12 protein-coding genes are annotated in these 12899 nt (G+C 36.6%); 10 read left to right on the top strand and 2 right to left on the bottom strand.

The annotated features are described in order from the left end of the window. Nucleotides 1–11 precede the first annotated feature (11 nt). From C568_RS0121505 to glpD, 9 genes are all read left to right on the top strand, one after another. Nucleotides 12–1106 carry a Rap family tetratricopeptide repeat protein gene (locus C568_RS0121505; RefSeq protein ID WP_018782687.1) on the top strand — a complete coding sequence of 365 codons (1095 nt, stop codon included), beginning with the start codon at nt 12–14 and terminating at the stop codon, nt 1104–1106. Next, nucleotides 1106–1303, top strand: a complete 198-nt coding sequence (locus tag C568_RS0121500; RefSeq protein WP_018782686.1) for a Phr family secreted Rap phosphatase inhibitor — start codon at nt 1106–1108, stop codon at nt 1301–1303. The genes C568_RS0121505 and C568_RS0121500 overlap by 1 nt, the downstream gene beginning before the upstream one ends. Nucleotides 1304–1667: 364 nt before the next feature. Beyond that, on the top strand, nt 1668–2561 hold the full coding sequence (locus tag C568_RS0121495; protein ID WP_033794563.1) for an alpha/beta fold hydrolase: 894 nt from the start codon (nt 1668–1670) through the stop codon (nt 2559–2561). Nucleotides 2562–2785: 224 nt separating this feature from the next. Continuing rightward, on the top strand, nt 2786–5173 hold the full coding sequence (locus C568_RS0121490) for an immune inhibitor A domain-containing protein (RefSeq protein WP_018782684.1): 2388 nt from the start codon (nt 2786–2788) through the stop codon (nt 5171–5173). A 144-nt stretch (nt 5174–5317) separates the two neighbouring features. Beyond that, on the top strand, nt 5318–5518 hold the full coding sequence (locus C568_RS0121485; RefSeq protein ID WP_018782683.1) for a sporulation YhaL family protein: 201 nt from the start codon (nt 5318–5320) through the stop codon (nt 5516–5518). 240 nt (nt 5519–5758) lie between these two features. Continuing rightward, nucleotides 5759–6316 carry a glycerol-3-phosphate responsive antiterminator gene (locus tag C568_RS0121480; RefSeq protein WP_003206079.1) on the top strand — a complete coding sequence of 186 codons (558 nt, stop codon included), beginning with the start codon at nt 5759–5761 and terminating at the stop codon, nt 6314–6316. A 540-nt stretch (nt 6317–6856) separates the two neighbouring features. Continuing rightward, nucleotides 6857–7678 carry a glycerol uptake facilitator protein GlpF gene (glpF, locus tag C568_RS0121475; RefSeq protein ID WP_003195722.1) on the top strand — a complete coding sequence of 274 codons (822 nt, stop codon included), beginning with the start codon at nt 6857–6859 and terminating at the stop codon, nt 7676–7678. A 13-nt stretch (nt 7679–7691) separates the two neighbouring features. Next, nucleotides 7692–9182, top strand: a complete 1491-nt coding sequence (gene glpK / locus C568_RS0121470; protein ID WP_003195725.1) for a glycerol kinase GlpK — start codon at nt 7692–7694, stop codon at nt 9180–9182. Between the two features lie 133 nt (nt 9183–9315). Beyond that, the gene (glpD, locus tag C568_RS0121465; protein ID WP_018782682.1) at nt 9316–10998 is read left to right on the top strand and encodes an aerobic glycerol-3-phosphate dehydrogenase; all 1683 of its coding nucleotides are present in this window, start codon (nt 9316–9318) and stop codon (nt 10996–10998) included. Between the two features lie 299 nt (nt 10999–11297). On the opposite strand, the gene prsA is transcribed toward glpD, so the two are convergent. Continuing rightward, nucleotides 11298–12143 (bottom strand): peptidylprolyl isomerase PrsA, encoded by an 846-nt coding sequence (gene prsA, locus C568_RS0121460; RefSeq protein ID WP_006093846.1) that lies wholly within the window; start codon nt 12141–12143, stop codon nt 11298–11300. Between the two features lie 355 nt (nt 12144–12498). Here prsA and C568_RS36535 point away from each other — a divergent pair, with 355 nt between their 5' ends. Further along, nucleotides 12499–12570 carry a YjcZ family sporulation protein gene (locus C568_RS36535; RefSeq protein WP_224796251.1) on the top strand — a complete coding sequence of 24 codons (72 nt, stop codon included), beginning with the start codon at nt 12499–12501 and terminating at the stop codon, nt 12568–12570. Nucleotides 12571–12600: 30 nt separating this feature from the next. Here C568_RS36535 and C568_RS0121455 read toward each other — a convergent pair whose 3' ends face one another. Continuing rightward, on the bottom strand, nt 12601–12795 hold the full coding sequence (locus tag C568_RS0121455) for a hypothetical protein (RefSeq protein WP_018766633.1): 195 nt from the start codon (nt 12793–12795) through the stop codon (nt 12601–12603). Nucleotides 12796–12899 lie beyond the last annotated feature (104 nt).

Genomic DNA, 12899 nt, shown 5'->3' with positions numbered 1-12899 from the left:
GATGAATTTCTATGAGTGCACATGTAGTAACGAAAGAACAGATTAAGCATTCATTAGACGCTTGGTATCAGTCAATGCTGCAACAACAAGTAGAGAAAGCGACACGATTGAAAGAGGAAATTGAATCAAAAATTAATCATATGGAAGAAGATCAAAACATATTGTTTTATTATTCATTATTAGATTTTCGCTATCAAGTGTTAGCAGATCGTTTAAGTATTACAAGCAATAGCTTCGATAAAATTGATTCCTTGTCTCTTCCGAATGATCTGCTTTTAACACATTATTATCATCTCTTTAAAGGTATTCATCTAATGTTCATTTCGAATTACAAAGAATCTGAAATACATTTTGAGAAAGCTAAAGAATTATTAAAGCAAGTTTCTAATCCGATAGAACAAGCTGAATTTCATCAACACTTTGCTGTATTGTATCACCATACTTACAAAATGCTATCTTCTATTGAATATATAAATAAGGCGAAAGCAATATTTTTAAATCAAGAAGGATATGAAGTCAAAGTTGCATCCTGTGAAAATATTATAGGGACAGCTTGTATATTTTTAAAACAATTTGAACAAGCCGAAGAACATTTAAATCGTGCAATTGACATTTTACAGAAAGCTAAAGAAGATAAGCTAATTTTAATAGTTAGACATAATCTAGGTTTATTGTATGCTACCCAAAATCTATCCACTTTAGCTATTCGTCATTTATCAGAAGTAACAGAGAAACTTCCTAATCATATCAAAGCCATTTTCCTACAAGCAAGGGAACATTATAAATTAGGTGAAATAAATATTGCACAAAAATTAATTGAAAACGGTTTAAATATTTGTTCTGCAGTAGGAAACAAAGAATATATGTATCACTTCAACATTTTGAAAACACTAAATGAAAGATGTTCAATGGATTTAGTGGAAAAAGAGATAAAAGAAGGAATATTTTACTTCGAAAAACAAGGATTATGGGATTATGTTGAAGAATATGGTGAGTTGTTAGCTGTCGAATTTCGTAAATTGAATAATCATGAAAAAGTAAGTGATTATTTTAATATCTGTTATGAAGCGAAACAAAAATTATTAAGTAGAGGAGCGTTAAAATAATGAAAAAATTGGGTGTTATTACTGTTGGTTTATCTGTTATCGGAATTCTTTCCCTTGGATTAAATCATTTTGCTGAAACACAACAAGCTACTCACGCAGACCATTTCATATCAAAGCCTGATTTAGCATATAGCGTTAGCGATACATCTGCCTATTCATATACTGATGGAAACACCGGTATAAGTGCTTCAGAATAGACCACGAACACCTATAATGAATACTCATGTAGACCTATAACAAAAAGAAGAACGTTTACCCTCACTAAAAGGCGTTCTTCTTTTATTTGTTTTCTTTATCCTTCATTTCTATACGTATATAAAACTTTTGAAAAATGATTGACCTACTTTTTATTTGTAACTATAATGATTACAAGAGGGTTGGACAGTACGAAAATAATCAAATACAAGAAATATCCCAATGCATTCTTACTTAGAGAGAAAGCATATTTTTTTGATATAGTTGTAACTTTAATAGTTACAACTATATGGCTATAAAATACCGACAAAAAGTGAAAGCTTATGTTAAGTGTATTTTTTCATGATTTAAAGTAGCGGAAAGGAGATGATAAATTTGAAACGATTAAAGTTCTATATAATTAGTTGTATTGTTCTTGTCGTATTAGTGATTTGTAATATCGTTGAGAAACCAACAGCAAAAGTAGAAGAAGTAAAAAATACTGTTGCAACAAAATTGAACACAACAGAAAAAATGGCAGAAATTGATGGGCAAACAATATATTTTAAACAAATTGGTGAAGGGAAACCGCCGCTTCTTATGCTTCATGGCTTTGGAGGTTCTTCTGATGGATTTCGTGATATTTATCCAGAATTAGCGAAAGATCATACGATCATTGCAGTTGATATTTTAGGATTTGGTCGTTCTTCGAAGCCAATGGATTTTCAGTATTCATTTCCAGCGCAAGCAAATATATATTATAAGTTAATGAAAAAATTAGGCTATGATAAGTTTGCGATGCTTGGTCATTCAATGGGGGGAGAGATTTCTCTTAATTTAACATACCTATATCCTGAGGCGATTACGCACCTTATTTTAGCGGACTCGACAGGAATAGAATCCTTCCAGCAAAAAGAAGATTTCCAAAAGCCGAATTTATCGGTTGATTTAAATACGGTATCTACCATTACGGATTATGATAAAAATGCGGTGAAAAATAGAAGAGATGATAAAGAGCATTATAGTGAATTAAGTAAGATGAGAGAACATCGATTAGCGATGGATGCGAATGAAATCAAGGTGCCGACCTTAATCATTTGGGGCAGAAATGATAAAAGCGTTTCATGGAAAAATGGTGAAGCCTATCATCAACTATTTAAAAATAGTACATTCCATATTATTGAAAAAGGGTATCATGCTCCGTTCCGTCAAGAGCCGGAAGAGTTTATGAAATATGTCCAAGCTTTTTTTGAAAAGCATGCTGTATCCATCAATGAATAGAATTACCCGTTCCTTCTTTCATAATTAAGAAGATGATTCAAACAAAGGTTCTGCTATTTAGGGCAGAACCTTTTTATTTTGCTATCTTATGTATTTCACCCTGCATAAAAAAATATTTCTCAACATTTTATTTGTTGAAAAATATTGAATATTCGTCATAATACGAATATTATGTTGTTATCGACAAAAAAACGATAGTTCGCAAACAACGGGGAGGAAATGCATTGAAAAAGAATAAGAAGTTAAAACCTTTATCAGTATTAGCAACAGCAGCAGTGCTAAGTAGTACTTTTGCTTTTGGAAGTCAAGCAGCATATGCTGAAACACCATCATCATCTCTACCAATAGATGAGCATTTAATACCGGATGAGCGTTTGGCAGAAGCATTAAAAGAACGGGGAGTCATTGATAAATCTGCATCACAAGCTGAGACGTCAAAGGCTGTTGAAAAGTATGTTGAGAAAAAGAAAGGGGAAAACCCTGGGAAAGAAATCATTACAGAAGATAGTCTTACGCAAGAAGCTTCTGATTTTATGAAAAAAGTAAAAGATGCAAAAATGAAGGAAAATGAACAGGCGCAGCAGCCAACAGCAGGACCAGTAGCTGGACAAGATGCAGGATTGAATCCTAGAAAATTAAATGGAAAAGTACCTACTACACCAGCAAAGCAAGAAGAGTACAATGGAACTGTTCGAAAAGATAAAGTGCTTGTTTTACTCGTAGAATTTAGCGATTTTAAACATAATAATATTGATCAAGCGCCAGGATATATGTATTCTAAGGACTTTAATCGTGAGCATTATCAAAAAATGTTATTTGGTGATGAGCCATTTACGCTATTTGATGGGTCAAAAATTAACACATTCAAGCAATATTATGAAGAGCAATCAGGTGGTAGCTACACAGTTGATGGAACTGTAACGGAATGGCTTACTGTTCCAGGAAAAGCTTCTGATTATGGTGCAGATGCTGGTACCGGTCATGATAATAAAGGACCTTTAGGACCGCGTGATTTTGTGAAGGAAGCATTAAAAGCAGCAGTAGCAAAAGGGATTAACTTAGCTGATTTTGACCAATTTGATCAGTACGATCAAGATGGAGATGGTAATAAAAATGAGCCAGATGGCATTATTGATCATTTAATGGTTGTTCATGCTGGCGTGGGTCAAGAAGCTGGCGGCGGTAAATTGAAAGATGATGCGATTTGGTCTCACCGTTCAAAACTTGGATCAAAACCATATGCAATTGATGGAACACAAGCTTCTGTTCCGAATTGGGGCGGAAAGATGGCTGCATACGATTATACAATCGAGCCTGAAGATGGAGCGGTTGGTGTGTTTGCCCATGAGTACGGTCATGATTTAGGCTTACCGGATGAGTACGATACAAAGTACACTGGACAAGGTGAACCAGTTGAATCTTGGTCTATTATGAGCGGCGGCAGCTGGGCTGGAAAGATTGCAGGAACAGAGCCAACAAGTTTTTCACCACAAAATAAAGAGTTTTTCCAAAAGAATATGAAGGGTAACTGGGCGAATATCGTTGAGGTAGATTATGATAAACTTCGCACGGGAATCGGTGCTGCAACATATTTAGATCAAAGTGTTACGAAATCAAAACGACCAGGAATCGTTCGCGTTAACTTGCCGGACAAAGATATAAAAAATATCGAATCGGCATTTGGTAAGAAGTTTTATTACAGTACAAAAGGAAATGACATTCATACAACACTTGAGACACCAGTATTTGATTTAACAAATGCAACGGATGCTAAGTTTGATTATAAGGCATTCTATGAGCTTGAAGCGAAGTATGATTTCCTTGACGTGTATGCTATTGCAGAAGATGGAACGAAGACACGTATTGATAGAATGGGCGAAAAAGACGTAAAAGGCGGTATGGATACAACTGATGGTAAGTGGGTTGATAAATCATACGATTTAAGCCAATTCAAAGGGAAAAAAGTAAAACTGCAATTTGAGTATTTAACAGATATTGCAGTAGCGTATAAAGGATTTGCGTTAGATAATGCAGCATTAACTGTAGATGGAAAAGTTGTTTTCTCTGATGATGCAGAAGGACAACCTGCAATGACGTTAAAAGGATTTACTGTGTCTAACGGATTTGAACAGAAAAAACATAACTACTATGTAGAGTGGAGAAATTACGCTGGTTCTGACATGGCGTTACAACATGCACGTGGCCCAGTCTTTAATACAGGAATGGTTGTATGGTATGCGGATCAAAGCTTTACAGATAACTGGGTAGGCGTTCATCCAGGTGAAGGATTCTTAGGCGTAGTAGATTCTCATCCAGAGGCAATCGTAGGGACATTAAACGGACAACCGACTGTGAAGAGCAGTACGCGTTATCAAATTGCCGATGCGGCATTCTCATTTGATCAAACGCCAGCATGGAAAGTAGATTCGCCAACTCGCGGTATCTTTGACTATAAAGGATTACCAGGCGTTGCGAAATTTGATGATTCTAAGCAGTATATCAACAGCATCATTCCAGATGCAGGACGTAAGTTGCCGAAACTAGGATTGAAGTTTGAGGTAGTAGGACAAGCTGAAGACAAGTCTGCAGGTGCAGTTTGGATTCATCGATAGAATTTTAAAGACAGTACTTCTATCTACGGTGATTGTAGATGGGAGTACTGCTTTACTTGTTTGAAAAAGAAATTGTCATAACTCTTGTCCTACCTTCATATAGTGAAACTAACAAGGCTTGTCTCAGGAAAGGAAGGGCGAAGAGTGGAAACTTTACCATGGTGGATTTATCTTGTTATTATCGGGATTATCGTAAGTGGTTACATGGTTTTATATACTTCGAAAAAAGAGCAAGATATGGATAATGAGTTTATTGAAAAAGAAGGAGAAGTATATATGAAGCGTTTAGAAGAAGAACGCGAGAGACGTAATCAAGAGAGTGATAAGGATTCTGTGTTGCTTTAATCCTAGTAAAGAGTGAGTAACTAATCGGTTATTCACTCTTTTTTTGCGCCATCATTATATTGGCGATTTTTAAGATATATCGACCGTTTCTCGTCATATATCGGCAATTGGACATAGGATATCGACTGTTCAACACAATGCGACAAGAATGAGAATTAAAAATTTCTCTTGCTAGCTTTTCTTTTCGCTTAAATTGTGTACTATAAAAGGTAGGAAGACGTAAAGAAGGGGACTTTTTGAATGGAATTTCATGAACAAAATATTTTGCCAGCTGTTCGGCAAATAAAAGATTTAGAAAAGTTACTATATAGTTCTTATGAGTATATTGTTATTTTAGACATTCATATCGGTCAATTGAAAAGTGTTGTTGCACTTGCGAAGCAGCATTGTAAAAAGGTATTTTTACATGTCGATTTAATTCACGGTTTGCAAAGCGATGGCCATGCAACAGAGTTTTTATGTCAAGAGTATAAGCCATATGGACTATTGTCGACAAAGGCAAGTGTAATTATGAAGGCGAAGCAAAAGGGTGTTGTCGCGATTCAACGTATCTTTTTAATTGATTCGAGTGCGATGGAAAAGAGTTGTAATCTTTTAGAGAAAACAAAGCCGGATTATATTGAGGTGCTTCCCGGAGCTTTAACAGGTGTGATTGCTGAGGTAAAAGAACGGACGGGCGTACCGATTTTAGCAGGCGGATTTATTCGTACGGTTGATGATGTAGAAAGAGCGTTATCCGCTGGTGCGACGGCGATTACAACGTCGAAAAAAGAACTCTGGAAACATTACCAAAAATAGAAAAAGCTTTCTTTTAGGCGGAGAGAGGATCCGTCTGAGCATAGAAGCGGTCAGTACCCATTTTCGTCTCATGCCGTATGAAAACAAAGAGAGAAAATGAGTGGAAGACCGCTTTTGTTTACAAAGCCGCGATTTATATGTGGGAAAACCGAAATAAAAGCTTTCTTTTAGGCGGGAAAGAGGATCCGCCTGTGTAAAGAAGCAGTCAGTACCTAATTTCGCCTTATGCCTTGTACAAACAAAGGGAGAAAGTAAGTGAAAGACCGCTTTTTTCTCGTAACAGTGGCTTGTATGTTGAGAAAAATAAAAAGTGTCGAAAATGTGAAAAGAATGTATTGACACCGCTTTCATTTAAGGTTAACATTATAGATAAGTTAATAAACGTGACGGAGAAAAGAAGAGATCCACATTTCATTGTTTCTATATTTTTTATATAGAAGCATGCCAGGTGTGGATCTTTTTCTTTTGAAAAAAAACGAATGGCCATTCATTTTACCTCTATCACATTGGAATTATTTAAATTGATTGTGGAGGGATTTTATGTCAGCATTTTTAGGGGAGTTAATAGGGACAGCGTTGTTAATCGTTCTTGGTGGCGGCGTTTGTGCAGGCGTAAGTTTAAAGAAGTCGTTTGCTAAGGATTCTGGTTGGATTGTTATTACGATGGGCTGGGGCTTAGCGGTTGCCATCGCAGCATATGCAGTAGGATCGATTAGTGGGGCACATTTAAATCCAGCAGTAACAATTGGACTTGCTTTTAAGGGAGCGCTTCCATGGAATGATGTACCAGGTTATATCGCAGCGCAAATGATCGGTGCAATCATCGGTGCAATTATCGTATATTTACATTACTTACCTCATTGGAAAGAAACAGAAGACCCAGGTACAAAATTAGGCGTTTTTGCAACAGGACCAGCAATTCCGAATACATTTGCAAACCTTTTAAGTGAAATGATTGGAACATTCGTTTTAGTATTTGGTATATTAGCAATTGGTGCAAATAAATTTGCGGATGGTTTAAATCCATTCATCGTAGGTTTCTTAATTGTAAGTATTGGTTTATCATTAGGTGGAACAACAGGTTATGCAATTAACCCAGCTCGTGATTTAGGACCTCGTATTGCACACTTCTTCTTACCGATTCCGGGTAAAGGTGGATCAAACTGGAAATATGCATGGATTCCGGTAGTAGGACCGATTTTAGGTGGATCACTTGCAGGTTTATTCCATCAAGTTGTATTTGAAGGAAAACAAAATGCAGCATTTATTTATGTGATAATTGCAACTGTGATTGTACTAGCAATCTCTTATATGACAAGTAAAAAGAGCGAAAACAATACAAATAGTAGAAAAGTAGCATAAGGGGGAACCGATTATGAAAAAATACATTCTTTCATTAGACCAAGGAACAACAAGCTCACGTGCAATCCTTTTTAATAAAGAAGGTAAAATTGTTCATTCAGCTCAAAAAGAATTTACACAACATTTTCCAAAGCCAGGTTGGGTAGAGCATAATGCACAAGAAATTTGGGGATCAATTTTAGCGGTTATTGCAACTTGTTTAAGTGAAGCGGACGTAAAGCCAGAGCAAATCGCTGGTATCGGAATTACAAACCAACGTGAAACAGCGGTTGTATGGGATAAAGAAACTGGTAAACCAGTTTATAACGCAATCGTATGGCAATCTCGCCAAACAGCTGAAATTTGTGATGAGTTAAAAGAAAAAGGCTATAGCGATATGGTTCGCGAAAAAACAGGACTTTTAATTGATGCATATTTCTCAGGTACGAAAGTAAAATGGATTTTAGATAACGTTGAAGGTGCAAGAGAAAGAGCAGAACGCGGCGAATTATTATTCGGTACAATTGATACATGGCTTGTATGGAAATTGTCTGGTGGTAAAGCGCACGTAACAGACTATTCAAACGCATCACGTACATTAATGTTTAATATTCATGACCTGCAGTGGGATGATGAGCTTCTAGATATGTTAGAAGTGCCGAAAAGCATGCTTCCAGAAGTACGTCAATCTTCTGAAGTATATGCCCATACAGTTGATTATCATTTCTTTAACCAAAATATACCAATCGCAGGTATCGCAGGTGACCAACAAGCTGCGTTATTTGGACAAGCTTGCTTCGGTGAAGGTATGGCGAAGAATACGTATGGAACTGGTTGCTTCATGTTAATGAATACAGGTGAAAAAGCAGTTGCATCTGAACATGGCCTATTAACAACAATTGCATGGGGTTTAAATGGTAAAGTTGAATATGCGCTGGAAGGAAGTATTTTCGTAGCAGGTTCTGCAATCCAGTGGTTACGTGACGGCATGCGTATGTTTAAAGATGCAAGTGAGAGCGAAGAATACGCATCTCGCGTTGAATCAACAGATGGCGTTTACGTTGTTCCAGCATTCGTAGGGCTTGGAACACCATATTGGGATAGTGAAGTACGCGGAGCGGTATTTGGCGTAACACGCGGAACAACGAAAGAACACTTTATCCGTGCAACGCTAGAATCATTAGCATATCAAACAAAAGATGTATTATGTGCTATGGAAGCAGATTCAGGTATTGAACTGAAAACATTACGCGTTGATGGAGGAGCGGTTAAGAATAACTTCTTAATGCAATTCCAAAGTGATATGTTAGATGTTCCAGTAGAGCGTCCAGAAGTGAATGAAACAACGGCTTTAGGTGCAGCGTATTTAGCAGGTCTTGCAGTTGGATATTGGGAAAACCAAGACGAAATTAAGGCGCAGTGGAATATGGACAAGCGCTTTGCACCAGCAATGGAAGCGGAAACAAGTGAAGAGCTATATGCGGGTTGGAAAAAAGCAATTGAAGCAACAAAAGCTTTTAAATAATTATAAACAGTGTTATAATGATGATAAGTTAATAATTCGGTAGGAGATTTGGAGAGACCACAACACGCTATAGAAGCGAATTCTATAGCGGAGTTTGTGGTCTCTTTTTTCGTTATCAAAGGGAGGAATTACCATGAAATTTTCAAGTAAACAACGTAAAGACGTATTAAATGGAGTAAATAAACAAGAGTTAGATGTGATCGTAATTGGTGGAGGTATTACGGGTTCTGGTATTGCATTAGATGGAGCAACACGCGGTTTATCAACAATTGTGTTTGAAATGCAAGACTTTGCAGCAGGTACATCAAGTCGTTCAACGAAGCTTGTACACGGTGGTTTACGTTATTTGAAACAACTTGAAGTGAAAATGGTAGCAGAAGTTGGGAAAGAGCGTGCGATCGTATATGAGAACGGTCCCCATGTAACAACACCAGAGTGGATGTTACTTCCGTTCCATAAAGGCGGGACATTCGGTTCATTCAGTACATCAATCGGTCTTCGTGTATACGACTTCCTAGCGGGTGTAAAACGCAGCGAACGTAGAAAAATGTTTAGCCGCGAAGAAACAATGAAAAAAGAACCGCTTGTAAAACAAGAAGACTTAAAGGGCGGCGGTTATTACGTAGAGTATCGTACAGATGATGCTCGTTTAACAATCGAAGTTATGAAAGAAGCAATTGAACATGGTGCAAAAGCAGTCAACTATGCAAAAGTAGACGGTTTCTTATATAAAGATGGAAAAGTATGTGGTGTACGTGTCGTCGATTTATTAGATGGAGAAGTGTATGAAGTATACGGTAAGAAAATTGTAAACGCAGCTGGACCTTGGGTAGATACATTACGTGAAAAAGATAATTCAAAAAGAGGAAAAGTATTGCAATTATCTAAAGGTGTTCACTTAGTAATCGATCAAAAACGTTTCCCACTAGGGCAAGCGATCTACTTTGATACACCAGACAAGCGTATGGTCTTCGCAATTCCACGTGGCGGGAAAACATATGTAGGTACAACTGATACGTTCTATGATAAAGACGCAGCAGTACCACAAATGACAACAGAAGATCGCACATATATCATTAATGCGATTAACTATATGTTCCCAACTGTGAAGATTACAGAAAAAGATATTGAATCAAGTTGGGCTGGTGTTCGCCCATTAATTTATGAAGAAGGTAAGAGTGCATCTGAAATTTCTCGTAAAGATGAAATTTGGACTTCTGAATCTGGTTTAATCACAATTGCGGGCGGAAAATTAACAGGATATCGTAAAATGGCTGAAATGGTAGTAGATTATGTAACGTCATTATTACAAAAAGAAGGACATAGTGCGTATCCGAAAAGTGAAACGAAGCATATGCCAATCTCTGGTGGACATGTAAGTGGATCAAAACAATTCCCAACATTCGTTGCGAAAAAAGCACAAGAGGGAACAAAATATGGTTTAACAGCAAAGCAAGCAGAAGAGTTTGCGAAATTCTATGGATCTAACGTAGATATTCTCTTTAACTTAGCAAAACAACATAAAGCAGAAGCAAAAGAATATAACATGCCGTTAGACGTGCTTGTACCGCTTGTATACGCGATGGATTATGAAATGACAGCAAAACCTGTTGACTTCTTCGTACGCCGTAGAGGGGCTGTATTCTTCAACATTCACTGGGTATATGATTGGAAAGAAGCAGTAATTGCATATATGGCAGCAAAATTAGGCTGGAGCAAAGAAGAACAAATGAAATACACAGCTGAATTAGAGAAAGCATTAACGGACGCTGTAGTGCCTGTAGATCAGCAAGAACAAGCAGCTGCATTAGCATAAAAATAAATACACCTTTTTCCGAACGAAACCCCGAATTGTCCACAATTCGGGGTTTTTTAACAGAATGTTGGGAAACGGGAACTGGACGGCTCCTGTTTTTGTTTTTATTTATCGCAAAGTCGATATCCTTTGTCGAAACGCCGATATATTGTGAAGAACGGTCGATATATTTGGATTTGCGCCTATAAAATTTCATTTACTAGTTTCTACTAACCCATTCTGTTACTTCTTCTACAACAAATTCTCCTGTCTCTTCAACGGCCTAATAAAAAAGCTCGGCATATGCCGAGCTTTTTTTATTATTTCTTCTCTTTTTCAGCTTTTGGAGTCTCAAAGGTATCTTTTAAATCTTTATCTTCAACCTTCACATCAGCTTTTTTAAGTTCTTTGTCTTGAAGCTCAGCCATGAATTGAGGATCTTGTTTTTTCTTCTCAACTAGGCCTTTTTTAATGTTTGCTTTTTCTTCTTCAAATGATTTTTGTTCTTTAATATCAGTTACTTTGATGATATGGTAACCGAATTGTGATTTCACAGGCTCACTTACTTCATCTTTTTTCAATTTATATGCAGCATCTGAAAATTCTTTTACCATTTTACCAGGTCCGAAGTAGCCTAAGTCGCCGCCTTTTTCAGCAGAACCTTTATCTTCTGAGTATTGTTTTGCTAATTCTTCAAAAGATTTACCTTGTCCAAGTTCTTCTTTTACTTTTTTCGCAGTTGCTTCATCTTTTACAAGGATGTGACTTGCTTTAATTTCAGGTTTATAATTCTCTTTTAATTCTTTGTCAGTGATACTGCTTTCAATAGCTTTGTCCATCGCTAATTCAGCACGAACGCTTTCTTTAAATGAGTCTTTTGTAAAGCCTTGTTGTTTTAAAGCTGCGTCAAATTGATCGCCAAGTTGCTTTTTGTATTCATCATATTTTTTGTCAACTTCTTTATCGTCGACTGTATGGTTTTTAAGAAGTACTTTCTCAAGTACCATACCACGTAAAATTTGTTTACCAGCTCTGTCTTTCATTTGTTTGTAAAGGTCTTCTTTTGAAATGTCACCAGCTTTAGATGTAACAATTTTGTCAGATGATCCACATGCTGATAAAGCAATCAAACTTGTTGCTGCTAAGGCAAGCATAGCTTTCTTCATTCAATAAACACTCCTACTATTATGTATTTTTAATTTATCCCGCACAAATGGAGAGCGTCCTCATTTCAGATGATGCTTGTCCAAAAGAGCCCGATTAAGTCTCACTGGTTTCGCCTTCTTATAAAGTTAAAAGCCTGCTTAACAGGGCTTACCGAGGCTGAGGATAAAATTTAGCTGAAGGTAATTTTATTCTATAGTATAAGCAATATGTACAAAATTTAATATATCACATTTCGACGTCTTTTCCTATTGATAAAGAAAAATTACCTATTTGTTTATAAAGATTGTCAGATTGGGAATGAGTACCAATTTGGGCGAATGTGCATATATAGGAAAGAGGAGAGGGGATGGGTGAATGAATTCATCACTTATTTTATTGGTTGTACTGTTTATTTTATTAGTCATTATAGGTATAATTTGCTTATAGAGGAAAAAATGAGGAAGGGGCTTTCCTTCCTCACTTTGCATGAAATATAATTTCTATATAACTAGAAATTAATAGAATGGTAATACATACATTAATAACCCGAAAAGCGCTCGTTTGTCGGCTCTCGGATAGTTGTTTCCGCACACACAGTGTATGTGTCAGGAAATTCGTGTAGAATAGAACAATAAGTGCAAATGTGACAAAAACAATTTCTATAAGAGTCACGAGGAGATACCTCCTTTTGGCCAAAATACATATACTTTTATATATTGTATCATACGATATTTTGTTCGTGTTATAAAATTCAGAAATAGAAGACCTTGTGTTAG

It is taken from the genome of Bacillus sp. 95MFCvi2.1 (genome assembly GCF_000374965.1).
GTDB classification, from domain to species: domain Bacteria; phylum Bacillota; class Bacilli; order Bacillales; family Bacillaceae_G; genus Bacillus_A; species Bacillus_A pseudomycoides.
Note: the sequence above shows the minus strand (reverse complement) of the source record. Positions and strands in the feature narration are given on the sequence as shown.